This is a genomic window from Natrinema ejinorense, assembly GCF_002494345.1.
In the GTDB taxonomy this organism is placed as follows: domain Archaea; phylum Halobacteriota; class Halobacteria; order Halobacteriales; family Natrialbaceae; genus Natrinema; species Natrinema longum.
In genome coordinates this window covers 1,662,428-1,675,349 of the sequence record NZ_NXNI01000001.1, presented here as the reverse complement: position 1 = coordinate 1,675,349, position 12,922 = coordinate 1,662,428, and the positions used below count along the sequence as shown (strand labels likewise).

14 protein-coding genes are annotated in these 12,922 nt (G+C 65.8%); 9 read left to right on the top strand and 5 right to left on the bottom strand.

What is annotated here, in order from left to right:
- Positions 1–45: 45 nt before the first annotated feature.
- Positions 46–588, bottom strand: a complete 543-nt coding sequence (locus tag CP557_RS08280; protein WP_097379461.1) for a DUF7122 family protein — start codon at positions 586–588, stop codon at positions 46–48.
- Positions 588–1,496 carry an RsmB/NOP family class I SAM-dependent RNA methyltransferase gene (locus tag CP557_RS08275; protein WP_097379460.1) on the bottom strand — a complete coding sequence of 303 codons (909 nt, stop codon included), beginning with the start codon at positions 1,494–1,496 and terminating at the stop codon, positions 588–590. The genes CP557_RS08280 and CP557_RS08275 overlap by 1 nt, the downstream gene beginning before the upstream one ends.
- Positions 1,497–1,619: 123 nt before the next feature.
- Between CP557_RS08275 and CP557_RS08270 the strand changes: the two genes are divergently transcribed.
- Together CP557_RS08270 and CP557_RS08265 are read left to right on the top strand one after the other, a co-directional pair.
- Complete coding sequence (locus tag CP557_RS08270) at positions 1,620–2,366, top strand: proteasome assembly chaperone family protein (RefSeq protein WP_097381584.1); 747 nt, start codon at positions 1,620–1,622, stop codon at positions 2,364–2,366.
- Between the two features lie 59 nt (positions 2,367–2,425).
- Complete coding sequence (locus CP557_RS08265; protein ID WP_097381583.1) at positions 2,426–2,704, top strand: acylphosphatase; 279 nt, start codon at positions 2,426–2,428, stop codon at positions 2,702–2,704.
- 166 nt (positions 2,705–2,870) lie between these two features.
- On the opposite strand, the gene CP557_RS08260 is transcribed toward CP557_RS08265, so the two are convergent.
- Positions 2,871–3,185, bottom strand: a complete 315-nt coding sequence (locus tag CP557_RS08260; RefSeq protein WP_097379459.1) for a hypothetical protein — start codon at positions 3,183–3,185, stop codon at positions 2,871–2,873.
- Between the two features lie 40 nt (positions 3,186–3,225).
- Complete coding sequence (locus tag CP557_RS08255) at positions 3,226–3,723, bottom strand: hypothetical protein (RefSeq protein WP_097379458.1); 498 nt, start codon at positions 3,721–3,723, stop codon at positions 3,226–3,228.
- Positions 3,724–3,843: 120 nt separating this feature from the next.
- Between CP557_RS08255 and CP557_RS08250 the strand changes: the two genes are divergently transcribed.
- The 6 genes from CP557_RS08250 (at position 3,844) to glmS (ending at position 10,517) form a co-directional block, all read left to right on the top strand.
- A complete protein-coding gene (locus tag CP557_RS08250) occupies positions 3,844–5,292 on the top strand; it encodes an NAD(P)H-hydrate dehydratase (RefSeq protein WP_097381582.1) in 1,449 nt (482 codons plus the stop codon).
- The gene (gene moaC, locus CP557_RS08245) at positions 5,285–5,782 is read left to right on the top strand and encodes a cyclic pyranopterin monophosphate synthase MoaC (protein ID WP_097379457.1); all 498 of its coding nucleotides are present in this window, start codon (positions 5,285–5,287) and stop codon (positions 5,780–5,782) included. The genes CP557_RS08250 and moaC overlap by 8 nt, the downstream gene beginning before the upstream one ends.
- Positions 5,783–5,794: 12 nt before the next feature.
- Positions 5,795–6,823, top strand: a complete 1,029-nt coding sequence (locus tag CP557_RS08240; protein WP_097379456.1) for an NAD(P)H-dependent flavin oxidoreductase — start codon at positions 5,795–5,797, stop codon at positions 6,821–6,823.
- Between the two features lie 156 nt (positions 6,824–6,979).
- A complete protein-coding gene (locus tag CP557_RS08235) occupies positions 6,980–7,387 on the top strand; it encodes a hypothetical protein (RefSeq protein WP_097379455.1) in 408 nt (135 codons plus the stop codon).
- A gap of 143 nt (positions 7,388–7,530) precedes the next feature.
- Positions 7,531–8,712 carry a sugar phosphate nucleotidyltransferase gene (locus tag CP557_RS08230; RefSeq protein ID WP_097379454.1) on the top strand — a complete coding sequence of 394 codons (1,182 nt, stop codon included), beginning with the start codon at positions 7,531–7,533 and terminating at the stop codon, positions 8,710–8,712.
- A 2-nt stretch (positions 8,713–8,714) separates the two neighbouring features.
- The gene (gene glmS / locus CP557_RS08225; RefSeq protein ID WP_097379453.1) at positions 8,715–10,517 is read left to right on the top strand and encodes a glutamine--fructose-6-phosphate transaminase (isomerizing); all 1,803 of its coding nucleotides are present in this window, start codon (positions 8,715–8,717) and stop codon (positions 10,515–10,517) included.
- A gap of 334 nt (positions 10,518–10,851) precedes the next feature.
- On the opposite strand, the gene CP557_RS08220 is transcribed toward glmS, so the two are convergent.
- Complete coding sequence (locus tag CP557_RS08220; protein ID WP_097379452.1) at positions 10,852–11,313, bottom strand: hypothetical protein; 462 nt, start codon at positions 11,311–11,313, stop codon at positions 10,852–10,854.
- Between the two features lie 411 nt (positions 11,314–11,724).
- Between CP557_RS08220 and CP557_RS08215 the strand changes: the two genes are divergently transcribed.
- A complete protein-coding gene (locus CP557_RS08215; RefSeq protein WP_097379451.1) occupies positions 11,725–12,552 on the top strand; it encodes an undecaprenyl-diphosphate phosphatase in 828 nt (275 codons plus the stop codon).
- The last annotated feature ends 370 nt before the right edge of the window (positions 12,553–12,922 follow it).

Sequence of the window (12,922 nt, the reverse complement as noted above, 5' to 3'; positions counted from 1 at the left end):
GTTGAACGAGCCGACGGCAACGAATGCGACCCGCATCGAACGCGCTTATCGGGACGACGTGAGGTCGCGCTGTCGCCCCTTCGGGACCATCGAGCGCAGTTCGCCGTGAACGTAGAGGCCGACCCCGAGGGGCTCGAGTCGGCCAGCGACCGTCTGCGCGGCGATGAGATACCCCCAGTCACCGTCCCACGCGAGTTCCTGGTCCTCGCCGCTCGCGAACCGCCGGGCCGCCTCGCGGTCGAGGTCGATCACGCACTCGGTCGCGTGACGGCCAAACCGCTGGGCGAAGTCCGTCGTGGGCTTCCAGTGTTCCTGGCGGGTGCGCAGACAGGTCATGCCGATCGCTTCGATCTCGAGCGGCGTCGAGGCCTCGCCGCCGTAGATCCAGATCTTGCCCGCGCCTTTCTCCCAGAACGTGTACTCGTCGAACGTCGCGGGCGGAATCCCGAACCGATCCGCAAAGAGGTCGACGACCGCCTCGCGCGTGGCCCGTCCCGCGACGGTTCGTTCGGACTCCGTGGCCGGCAGTCGGTCGAACCGCTGGCCGTCGTTTGCCGCGAGATCGGTGGCGTCGGTGCCCTCGCTCATCACGCGGTCACCTCCAGTTTCGCCACGAAGAAGCCGCCGGTATCGTTCTGGTGGGGATAGATCCGGGCCGCCTGCTCGAGACTCGAGTCGAAGCGCTCGCCCTCCCACTCGGTCACTCCCGGCGAGTGCTCGAGCCCGAGATCGAAGTCGACGACGCGGCAGTCCTCCTCCTCGAGCGCGTGCTGGACGACGGCCTCGTTCTCCTCGGGGGCGAAGGTACACGTCGAGTAGACGACGGTCCCGCCCTCGCGAGTGGCCTGGATCGCCCGCCGGATGATCCCCTTTTGGATGCCCGCGACGGAGGAGATGTGGCCCTCCGACCAGTTGTCCAGCGCGTCGGGGTTCTTCCGGATCGTCCCCTCGCAGGAACAGGGCGCGTCGACGAGCGTCCGGTCGAACGCGTCGAAGTCGAAGCGCTCGAGCGAGTAGTTGCGCGCGTCGGCGTTCGTCACCGCGAGGCTGGTCGCGCCGAGTCGTTCGGCGTTGAACCGCAGCGCCGAGATCCGGCCGAGGTTGTTGTCGTTCGCGACGACGGTTCCGCGGTCGTCCATCAGCGCGGCGATCTGGGTCGCCTTCCCGCCGGGCGCGGCACAGCAGTCCCAGACCCGTTCGCCGGGCTCGGGATCGAGGACGACCGGCGGCACCGCCGATACCTCCTCCTGGCCGTGGGTAAAGCCGTGGAAGGAGGTCCACGTCGATCCCGGCGAATCGGTCTCGAGGTCCAACACGCGGGGGTTCCAGTCGGCTTGCTCGTAGCCGACGCCCTCTTCGGCGAGGGCCTCGAGCGTCCGCTCGACCGAGACCTTGATCGTGTTCACGCGCACGGCGTTGCCCAGCGGCCGCTCGCAGGCCGCGAGGAAGGCGTCGAAATCGTCGACGATCGGTCGATACCGCTCGAGTGGCTCCATTGGCCGCAGGTTCGGGTGGCCGGTGCTTGTGGGTTTCGAAGCGGGCAGCGTGTGGCCGCCCGTGTGATTCGTTTGGCACCCGCTGCCCTCGATTTTATGTCGCTGACGGCCATCGGTCCGATCATGGCAGGAATCCGCGTTCAGGGACCGGAACCGGAACTCGAAGCGCCGACGCTCGTCGAAGGGTTTCCAGGTGTCGGTCTGGTCGGCAAGATCGCGACCGACCACCTCGTCGAGGAACTCGAGATGCGCTACTACGCGAGCGTCCACTGCGAGGGGCTCCCCCGGATCGGCGTCTACCGCGGCGGCGATCGGACGGCGCGGCCGCCGGTCCGACTCTACGTCAGCGAAGCACACGACCTGCTCGCGCTCCAGAGCGACGCCCCGATCACCACCAAGGCCGTCGAGAGCGTCGCCGACTGCCTGACCGGGTGGATCGTCGAGCATGGCGTCACGCCGATCTACCTCAGCGGTCTGCCCGCCGAGCGCGACGACGAGGACCGTCCCGACCTCTACGGCATCGCGACCGGCGACGGCGGCGACCGACTCGAGGCGACCGACATCCCGGTTCCGCCGGAGGACGGCGTCATCACGGGGCCGACGGGGGCGCTCATCAACCGCGCTGCACAGGAAGACTACGGGAGTCTCGGCCTCGTCGTCGAGTGCAACCCGCAGTTCCCCGATCCCGAGGCCGCGAGCGTCCTGCTCGAGGACGGCATCGGGCCGGTCGCCGACCTCGAGGTCGACGTACAGGAACTCATCGACCGCGCCGAGGAGATCCGCGCGAAACGCGAACAGCTGGCCCGGCAGATGCAGGCGATCAGCCAGGAGGAAAGTTCCCAGGCCCAGCCGCTGCGAATGTATCAGTAACGATCCGCGAGGGGGTCCCGGCGGCGGATTTTTTGACGGTCGCGATCGAGTATCCGCATATGAGCGATCGAACCCGCGCACGCGTCTTCGTCTCGGGAACGGTACAGGGCGTCTACTATCGCGCGAACACTCGCGATACCGCCCACGAGAGGGGTATCGACGGCTGGGTTCGAAACCTCGAGGACGGCCGCGTCGAGGCGGTCTTCGAGGGGCCGGCCGACGCCGTCGAGTCGATGGTCGAGTGGTGTCAGACCGGCAGTCCGGCGGCAAACGTCGAGGACGTCGAAGCGGAGTACGAGGAACCACAGGGCGAAGACGGATTCGAGATTCGGTACTAGAGTATCAACTGACGCGATTCGTACACCGATCGCATCCTCCGCGGGTCTCGCTCCGACCAGCGCTCCCGTCGTGCGATCGGGTGTGCGGTGACTGTCGGTGGCTACGGATAGTCGGCGGTCGGTCCGAACGTCGGCCTCGTGTGGGAGGGGGCGACCTCTGCCGATATCAACGGCTGAACCGGCCGGTCCGGTGATCGTCGCTATCGTCCCCGGTTCTGGTGTCGGCTCTCCCAGTGGTATCCTGCTGGTCGTCGAGTCCGGCGTCTCCGTCGTAGATGTCGATGTGATGGACCGCGTTCGGCGAGAGGAGTCGGTCTCCCTCGAGTTCGATCCACCCGTTCGCGTGGACGACGATCGGGCCCTGATAAAGGGGCACATCCGCCTCTCGCTCGTCGTAAACGACGACGTCACGGTAGGCCTGCGTCAGGGGATTCACGTCGTCCGAGAGAATCGATTCCCGCGAGAACGGCGGTGGAAACATGACCAGCGAGTAATGACAAGCGATAAACTAATAAAGATGATCACTCGCGCTCGGACAGAGACGCCTCGAGCCACGGCGGCTCTGCCGTATACTGCCACTCGGCCCAGTCGGCTTTCTCGCCGGCGTAGTACGCCCGATACGCGGCGACCGGATCGTCGGGGCGTTTGTACTCGTCGGGCATCGCCTGCGGACGCGGCGTCGGCTCGTCGGCGGGGAACGCGATGTCGTCGGGATCGATCCGCTCGATGACGCCCCAACTCGCGTGATCGTCGTCCTTGTCGTAGCGCTCGACGAACTCCGCGTTGAGCGCTTCGGCCTGATCCCGAAGGCGAAGCCAATTGGCTCGCGACTCCGTTGCCCATCTCGTTACGGGATGGGCGACGTGGGTCGACCGATAGAGACCGTCCCCCTCGGAGCCGTTCTCGCGAGCCGCGGTGCACAGTACTTGCGCGGCCTCGAGCAGCAGTTTGTTCACGTGCTGGTCGCAGTGATAGCGGGCAGCCAGCCGCGGGTCCTCGTCGAGCCAGAAGACGTTCACAGCGGGGCTCAGGGCTGTGCTGGCTTGAACATGCTGGTCACCGTGGCTCGGACGACCCGTCTCGGCGAGCGGTCCACGCCGTCCGCAATCTTCAACGGCCGGCCGGTCGAACCCTCAGTCATGATTACAGGCGAGCGAATGGCCGCCGTCGACGCAAACGCCGCAGCGCTGGGCGTGCCACGAAAGCAGTTGATGGAGTCGAGCGGGCACGCGGTCGCCCGCGAGATTCGGACGATCGCCGATCCCGGCGCTCGAGTCGTCGTCGTCGCCGGCCGCGGGAACAACGGCGGCGACGCGTTCGTCGCGGCCCGCTTTCTGGACGACTACGACGTCACGACGGTGTTGCTCGGTCGCGCGGAACTGATCGGGACCGACATCGCTCGCGAGAACTGGGCGGCTCTCGAGCAAGCCGAGTACGAGACGCGGGCGGTGACCGACTCGAGCGAGTTCGATCGCGACGCCGAGGGATTCGGGCTCGCCGACGCGGACGTGATCGTCGACGCGATGCTCGGAACGGGGATCAGCGGCGACCTTCGGGAGCCCGCGGCGACCGCCGCCGGGGCGATCAACGAAACCGACGCCACCGTCGTCGCGGTCGACGTGCCCTCCGGGTTCGACGCGGATGGCGGCGACCACGCGGACAACGGGGTCGAGGCCGATCGCGTCGTCACCTTCCACGATTCGAAACCGGGCCTCGAGGACCTCGAGGCGACCGTCACCGTCGCAGATATCGGCATCCCGGCGGCCGCAGAACGGTTCGTCGGCCCCGGGGATGTCGACCTCGCTCGACCCGACGGCCGTGAGGGACGCCCGTTCATCATCGGCGGCGGCCCCTACACCGGTGCGCCGGCGCTGGCCGCCCAGGCCGCGTTGCGGGGCGGCGCGGACCTTTCGTTCGTCGCTGCACCCGACTCCGTCGCCGGCGAGATCCAGGGCTACACCGAGGATCTCATCGTCCAGCCCTACGAACACGACGTTCTCAGGCCCGAGGTGGCCGACGACCTGCTCGAGACGGCCGAGCGCTACGACAACGTCGTCGTCATCGGCCCCGGGCTCGGGGACGCCGAGGAGACCCTCGCGGCCACCCGGGAGTTCCTCGAGTCCTCGACCGGGCGGGTCGTCGTCGACGCGGACGCGCTCGCGGTCGTCCCCGACCTCGAGACGGACGCGACGCTGGTCTGTACGCCGAATCGTGGCGAACTCGCGCGGATGGGGGGGCCGGATACGGACGATTTGGCCGCGACGGCCGACGAAATCGAGGCGTTCGCGGCCGAACTGGGGCACGTCGTCCTCGCGAAGGGCGCGAACGACGTTATCACCGACGGGGAACGGACCCGGATCAGCCGCTCCGGGACCGTCGGGATGAAAGTCGGCGGGACCGGCGACACGCTCGCCGGTCTCGTCGCGGCACTGCTCGAGGGGACCGAGCCACTCGAGGCGGCTGCCGCGGCGGCACACGTCAACGGGCTTGCCGGGGAACGACTGGCCCAGCGAGACGGCCACGGGTTCGTCGCGTCCGAGGTCGTGAACGAACTTCCCGCGGTCCTGTGGGGTGGTTCGGATGAGTGAGAACGACGACGCGGCCGCCGACGAGCTTACCCACACGACCGACGAGGGTGACGTCCAGATGGTCGACGTCGGCGACAAACCCGACAGCGAACGCCGAGCGGTCGCGGCCGGTGAGATCCGCCTCCAGCCGTCGACGATCGAGGCGATCCGGGACGACGAGGTCGGCAAGGGCGATGTCCTCGCGACCGCCCGCGTCGGCGCGGTCCAGGCCGTCAAACACACCTGGGAGACGATCCCGATGTGTCACCAGATCCCGATTACGAACGTCGAGACCGACTTTTCGCTCGCCGAGGATCGGATCGAACTGCAGGTCGCCGTCGAGACCACCGGGAAGACCGGCTGTGAGATGGAGGCGCTCGAGGGCGTGACGACCGGTCTCAACGTCGTCTGGGATATGGTCAAGGCCGTCGAGAAAGACGAGGACGGCCAGTATCCCGACACCGGGATCGAGAACGTGGGCGTGCTCACGAAGGAAAAGCAGCGACCGTAGCGGGCACGAAGGATGACACTACGAACGACGCTCTGTGACCTGCTCGAGATCGAGTACCCGATCGTCCAGGCGCCGATCGGGAGCGCGACCTGCCCTGCACTCGCGGCCGCCGTCTCGAACGCCGGCGGCCTCGGTCACCTCGCGGTCACGTGGCGCGATCTCGCGGAGACGCGGCGAGTGATCGACGAGACACGCGGGCTAACCGACGAGCCGTTCGCGGTCAACCTCGTGGTCGACGACGCGACGACGAGCGTGGCCACGGCCGACCACCTCGAGGCGGTCCTCGACGCCGGGGCCGAGATCGTCACGCTCTCGTTCGGGGACGCCGACCCCCACGTTGGTCGGATTCACGACGCGGGCGCGATCGTCGCGCAGACGGTCGGGAGCGCCGAGGAAGCCCGCGACGCCGTCGACGCCGGCGTCGATATCGTCGTCACGCAGGGACTCGAGGCGGGCGGTCACGTCCAGAGCGACGTGGCGACGACGGCGCTCGTCCCGAGGGTCGCGGACGCCGTCGGTGCGGACGTTCCGATCGTCGCGGCCGGCGGAATCGGCGACGGCCGAGGGATCGCGGCCGCGCTCGCGCTCGGTGCCGACGGCGCGTGGCTGGGAACGCGGTTCGTCGCGAGCGAGGAAGCCCGGGTCCACGAGGCCTACCAGCGACGGCTCCGCGAGAGCGACGAAACCGACACCGAGTACACGACCCTCTTCGAGAAGGGCTGGCCGGGAACGCCACACCGCGTATTGCGAAACGAGACGCTCGAGCGGTGGGAACGCGCGGGCAGTCCCCCTGCCGGGGAACGGCCGGGCGAAACCGATACCGTCGCGACCACCGGTGACGGCGAGCCGATCGAGCGCTACGACGAGGCCCTCGCGACCCCGGACGTCGACGGTGCGATCGAGGAACTGGCACTGTTCGCCGGCCAGAGCGTCGGACAGGTGGCCGAAATTCGGCCCGCCGGAGCCGTCCTCGCGGACCTCGTCTCGGAAACCCACACGGCGATTTCGGGGTTACCGGGTCGCCAGAATGCCGACGGGTAATCTCCCTCGCGGGTTCGAGACGACGGCAGACTGGGAGGCCATCCCCTTCGTGACCGACTCGAGTGAGGGAGTATCGCGCTGTTCACGTTTGTTCAGAGACAGTGCATTCAGTATAATTAACTATTTGCAACGTCGGAACGTATTCGACCGGTACGAATGAGTTCGCTCACTCTCTGGCCGTGGGCTGCGCTTGCGTTAGTAATCGGACTCGTCTTGCTGTCGTCGACGGTCTGTCTCTGCTATGCGATCGGAACGGACGCGAACGCTCGCGGTGCAAACGGGATTGCCTGGGCGATGTTCGCGATACTGTTCTTGCCGATCGCCGTCCCGGCATACGGGGCGTACAGAACGCGACTCCCAGCCCGAGACGAACCGCCCGGATCGACCGAACGCCGCCTCGGCGCGTTCGGAATCGGCGCCACGACCGCGTTCGTCGTCTCGGCACTCGTCTCGCCGCCGGACCCGTTCACCCAGCTGCTGTATGCGGGTCCGCTGGTGGTCGTCTTCGTCCCCCTGGCTGCGGTCGTCTGTTACGAGCCCGGCTGGCGAGGTCTCGGTTCCTGAATCACGTCCCGGTCGCCGCCCCGTCCGGGATCGGTAGTCCCGAATCGAACTCGGTATCACGCCACCGTCCGTTGTTGAGTTCTCGTCGAGAGCGACAGTTCGAGCCACAAGAATAATATCTGCGGATTACTCTCACTCTGCCAATGACGATTCATTCTGCGGTTGTTCTCGCAGCGGGGGAGGGAGCCCGTCTCCGTCCCCTGACGAAACATCGGCCAAAGCCGATGCTTCCCGCGGCGACCAAGCCGATTCTCGAGCACGTCTTCGATGCGCTCGTCGACGCCGGCATTACGGAGCTCACCGTCGTCGTCGGATACGGGCGGACGCACGTCCAGTCGTATTTCGGCTCGACGTACCGCGACGCCTCTCTCGAGTACGTCGTCCAGGACAAGCAACTCGGCAGTGGGCACGCCCTGTTGGCTGCCGAACCCGAGGTTTCCGAGCCCCAACTCGTCCTCAACGGCGATCAACTCGTGGCCCAGCGGATCGTCGAGGACGTCCTCGCTGCTTACGACGATGACGACGACGCGATCGCGACGCTCGGACTCGTTCGCGACGCGGCCGTCGACAACTACGGCGGCGTGATCCTCGAGGACAACGGCAGCGTTCTGGAAATCGTCGAACGTCCCCGCGACGACCGGACGTACCAGCTCAACGCGGGCGTCTACGCCTTCGATCCGGAGCTGTTCGAATATCTCCGGGGGCCGGAACCACAACTGAACGAGTACTCGCTCGTCGACGGGATCGCGAACGCGATCGAGTCGACGGAGACCGTCCGGGGCGTCACGTCCGAGGGTATCTGGATCGACGCGACGTATCCCTGGGATCTCCTCGAGGTAACCGAGACCCTCTTCGAGAGCGTCGACGGTGTCGAAAGCGAGATTTCGGCCGATGCTCGCGTTCACGACTCGGCAACGATCGTCGAGCCGGTCGTGATTTCCGCCGACTGCGTCGTCGGCCCGGGCGCCGTCGTCGGCCCGAACGTCGCACTCGGCAAGAACGCGACGATCGGAGCGAACGCCGTCGTCGAGACCAGCGTCATCGACGCCGACACGCGCGTCGGTTCGGGGGCGACGCTCGTCGACTGCGTCACTGGGCGGAACGTCCGGATCGGCACAGGTTCGACCGTCGTCGGGGGGCCAGGCGACGTCCGCGTCGGCGACCGCGTCCACGAAGCCGAACGACTGGGCGCGTTGCTCGCGGATCGCGTTCACGACGGTGGCGGCGTGACCTACGCGCCGGGAACGATCGTCGGCTCCGATGCCGTCATCAACGCGGGAACGACCGTTCGCGGGACGATCGAGACCGGAACGGAGGTCCAGTAACGATGTGTGGTATCGTGGGGTACGTCGGCTCTACCGACGGTAGCGATGCAGTCGACGTCGTTCTCGACGGGCTCTCGCAACTCGAGTATCGTGGCTACGATTCCGCCGGACTGGCCGTACCGACCCCCTCGATGCGGGTCTCGAAGGCCGCCGGCGAGCTGTCGGCACTCGAGGACGTGGTTTCTCGCCCTGCCCTCGCGGGCGAACCGGTCGGAATCGGTCACACGCGCTGGAGTACACACGGCAAACCGTCCGACGCCAACGCCCACCCACACGGCGATGCGGCGGGACGGGTCGCCGTCGTCCACAACGGGATCATCGAGAACTACCAGCGGCTGCGCGATGATCTCGTCGATGCGGGCGTCGCCTTCCAGAGCGAGACGGACACCGAAGTCGTTCCTCACCTGATCGGGCGCTACCTCGACCGCGGTGCCGACCCCGAGGCTGCGTTCCGGCTGGCGATCGACCAGCTCGAGGGCAGTTACGCGATCGCCGCCGTTTTCGACGGCTCGGAGACGGTGTACGCGGCTCGCCAGGATTCCCCGCTCGTCGTCGGCCTCGGCGAGACCGGGACGTACCTCGCGAGCGACGTCCCCGCGTTCATCGAGTACACCGACCGCGTCTGCTACCTCGAGAACGGCGATTTCGCTCGACTCTCCGCGGACGGCGCGGTCATCACTGACGGAGCGGGAGAACCCGTCGACCGGCCGACGGAAACGATCGCGTGGGACTCCGAAGACGCGGAGAAAAGCGGCTACGACCACTATATGCTCAAGGAGATCCACGAGCAGCCGACGGCCCTACGACAGTGTCTCCGGGGCCGGATCGACGAACTCGAGGGAACGGTCGATCTGGCGGAACTCGCCGCCATCGACCACGGCGGTCCGGTCCAGTTCGTCGCCTGCGGAACGTCGTATCACGCGGCGATGTTCGGTGCGGAGCGGCTCCGGTCGGGCGGCGTGAGGGCACAGGCGTTTCTCGCCAGCGAATACGGGAGCGATCGCGTTCCCGTCGACGAGGGGACGCTCGTCGTCGGCGTCACCCAGAGCGGCGAGACCGCCGACACGTTACGCGCCCTCCGTGAGGCCGACCGCGCCGGGGCGACGACGCTCGCCGTGACCAACACGGTCGGCAGCTCCGCCGCTCGAGAGTGCGATCACGCCCTCTACATCAGAGCGGGTCCCGAGATCGGCGTCGCCGCGACGAAGACGTTCGCGAGCCAGCAACTCGCGCTCGCACTGCTGGCGTTCGAACTCGGCGACGGCCCGACTCGCGGGGAACTCGAGGCACTCCGAGACATCCCCGGGCAGATCCAGACGGTCCTCGAAACGACGACCGCCAGAGCGGTCGCCGAGGCGTTCGTCGATGCCGACGCGTACTTCTTCGTGGGACGGGGCTACCACTACCCGGTCGCGCTCGAGGGCGCGCTGAAAATGAAGGAGATCACCTACCGTCACGCGGAGGGATTCGCATCCGGCGAGTTGAAACACGGCCCGCTGGCCCTCGTGACCGAAACCACGCCCGTGTTCGCGATCGTCACCGGCGACGGCGAAACCGCTCGGAAGACGATCGGAAACGTCAAAGAAGTCGAAGCCCGCGACGCACCCGTCGTGGCGATCACCGACGGGGAGTCCGACGTGACGCGCTACGCCGACCACGTCCTCGAGATTCCCGCCGTCGACGACATCAGTGCGTCAGTGCTCGCGAACGTCCAGTTGCAACTGGTCGCCTACTGGGTTGCCAACCTGCTGGGACGCTCGATCGACAAGCCGCGCAATCTGGCCAAGAGCGTGACAGTGGAGTGATACCGTCAATCTACTGTTATCGATCTTGAAGTTAGCGCACGGTCACGGTGGCTCTGCGTATCATCGGTCGGGTCCCACACCAGTCCTGTCCGATCGACTGGTCTGAGCAGTTCAGGTGACACAGCCCTCCGTCCCGGTATCGACCGGTTTGATAACGATCAGAAACGGTCTGCTGAATACAGCGGTTTGACCCCGTTTGGATGCAAAATGCAGTAGAACGGGACAGTCCGCTGCAGTATGTAACCCATTATGCCAGGGAATTCATGGCCACCTCAACCACTCGATGGCCGGGCGTTGTAGTGTTGATACTGGTAGTTCTGCTTTTGAGAAACGTCTAGACGTATTCATCGACGACGAGAGCACCAGCGATCCCGAGGAGTCCTCCCACGAACAACCGCATACCACGAGGCAGGCTATTTCGCATGTGGCCGAGCAACGACTGCTCTACTCCGCTACCAGACACGAAGAAGTGAGTCACCGTTACCCCAAGAATTGCATTCCCGATGAGAAAGACGACCCCGGCGACGAGGAACCCCGTGCCGACGCTGCCCGGAGTGTGTTCCGTTCTCGTCAGGTGACATGCGATTATAGCACAGGCGAGGGGGATCCCAACTGAAAACACGAAGCCACCGACAGTCGTGATCGGTTGCGACCACGTTTCGATGTATGTAGTGCTTGCCGCCGAGGACAGCAGTTCCTGGGGAACGATAAAGAGCAGCGTCGTAGTCAGAAGAAGGAACAACGCGCTGAATACACCGATACCTGCGCCGATTTTGGCGGGTTGATGCTGATACATGAATTACTGTTGGAATTATCCCATATTAAATTACAGAGGAGGATATCGGATCGATAACTGGGAAGCACAGATCGATGGTGGATCGCGGAGTGCATCTCCAGCCAGCCCGTGCTGTCGCCGAGCCGCTGTTCGAACACATCGAGCCGATCCCCCATCCGGCACCCCAGACTCTGTTCGACGATCTCACCGTCTCTTCTATGATTCGTTTTCAAGCACGCCGCTGTGCCGCCTGTCCGTTTCACTCTCGTGACGACCGGCCGCGTCGACGACACGACCGCGGCCACTCTGTGATGCTCGCCGGTCGAAGGGGTCCCGCGGCTCGAGTACTGGCCCGTTCGACGCGGACCGGGACGCTTCGACGGCGGCTCGAATCGGGCCGATTTAAGTGGCCGTGTGCGTCGACTAGCACCAGTGAACCGCGCCGAACTCGTCGTTGCGATACTCGCCGGGATCGTTCAGGGGGTCGTCGAATGGTTGCCCGTCTCGAGCCAGGGGAACCTCGCACTGTTCTTGACTGCCGTCGGAACGGATCCCAGCGTGGCGTTGCAACTGGCGCTGTTTTTGCAACTCGGGACGACGCTGTCGGCGGCGACCTACTATCGTAGGGACATCGCGACGACCGTTCGTTCGGTGCCCGGATGGCGACCCCATCGGGCGTACGCCAGTGAGAACGCGATCGCATCGTACATCGTCGTTGCCTCGCTCATGACTGGTCTCGTGGGGATTCCGCTGTACGTGTACGCGGTCGATCTCGCCGGCCGGCTTACCGGCGGCGTCTTCATCGCGGCGATCGGCGTCCTGTTGATACTGACCGGCGTCCTCCAGCTCGCCTCGGAGTCGGTGTCGATGGGGATTCGCGACGCGCCGACGCTGCTCGATTCGGTGCTCGTCGGGGCCGTCCAGGGCGTCGCGATCCTCCCCGGTATCTCTCGGTCGGGCGTGACGACGAGTACGCTACTGTTTCGCAGCTACGACCCGCCGGCCGCGTTCCGGCTCTCCTTTCTGTTGTCGATCCCCGCGAGCCTCGGTGCGGCCGCGCTCACCGTCGCGGGTGCCGGCGGACTCCCCGGCATCGCGCTCGGGCCCGCACTGGCCGCACTCGGGATCAGCGCCGTCGTCGGCTACCTCACGATCGATGCCCTCATGCGAGTCGTCGATCGGGTTCCGTTCTGGGTCGTCTGTTTCGGTCTCGGCGCACTCGCGATCGCCGGCGGGGGCGTCGTCTCCGTCGTCGTATAATCGGATCTGTTCTCGACACGATGCGTCGCTGCGGATGTTGCCGGCGACTGTGAGGCGGAGCCATTGTTGACGAACCGAACACGATCAGGCGCGTGATTTCCGTCGACAGACTGCAATTCCCCGTGTACAGTCGGTCATAATGGGAATCTTGCTCCGAACAGCTATAGTAGCCACTGAAACGATTTACACACTCACCGCAACGTTGTCGTGCGATGAGGTGTGCAGTGACTTTCAGTGGCTACGATAGTCACAGCTCTCCCCTATTGTCTCTCATGTCGATCCAAATATCCATAACCGTCTCTGCCCCCGCAAGGTGTTGCTGAGGGGTACGAAAGGGAGATCCTATGAAGAGAGGAAGTGATATTCAAAA

What these genes read in the sequence shown, in the direction of transcription:
- CP557_RS08280 (WP_097379461.1), bottom strand. Translation starts at nt 588, where the DNA reads ATGAGCGAGGGCACCGACGCCACCGATCTCGCGGCAAACGACGGCCAG.
- CP557_RS08275 (WP_097379460.1), bottom strand. Translation starts at nt 1,496, where the DNA reads ATGGAGCCACTCGAGCGGTATCGACCGATCGTCGACGATTTCGACGCC.
- CP557_RS08270 (WP_097381584.1), top strand. Translation starts at nt 1,620, where the DNA reads ATGGCAGGAATCCGCGTTCAGGGACCGGAACCGGAACTCGAAGCGCCG.
- CP557_RS08265 (WP_097381583.1), top strand. Translation starts at nt 2,426, where the DNA reads ATGAGCGATCGAACCCGCGCACGCGTCTTCGTCTCGGGAACGGTACAG.
- CP557_RS08260 (WP_097379459.1), bottom strand. Translation starts at nt 3,185, where the DNA reads ATGTTTCCACCGCCGTTCTCGCGGGAATCGATTCTCTCGGACGACGTG.
- CP557_RS08250 (WP_097381582.1), top strand. Translation starts at nt 3,844, where the DNA reads ATGATTACAGGCGAGCGAATGGCCGCCGTCGACGCAAACGCCGCAGCG.
- moaC (WP_097379457.1), top strand. Translation starts at nt 5,285, where the DNA reads ATGAGTGAGAACGACGACGCGGCCGCCGACGAGCTTACCCACACGACC.
- CP557_RS08240 (WP_097379456.1), top strand. Translation starts at nt 5,795, where the DNA reads ATGACACTACGAACGACGCTCTGTGACCTGCTCGAGATCGAGTACCCG.
- CP557_RS08235 (WP_097379455.1), top strand. Translation starts at nt 6,980, where the DNA reads ATGAGTTCGCTCACTCTCTGGCCGTGGGCTGCGCTTGCGTTAGTAATC.
- CP557_RS08230 (WP_097379454.1), top strand. Translation starts at nt 7,531, where the DNA reads ATGACGATTCATTCTGCGGTTGTTCTCGCAGCGGGGGAGGGAGCCCGT.
- glmS (WP_097379453.1), top strand. Translation starts at nt 8,715, where the DNA reads ATGTGTGGTATCGTGGGGTACGTCGGCTCTACCGACGGTAGCGATGCA.
- CP557_RS08220 (WP_097379452.1), bottom strand. Translation starts at nt 11,313, where the DNA reads ATGTATCAGCATCAACCCGCCAAAATCGGCGCAGGTATCGGTGTATTC.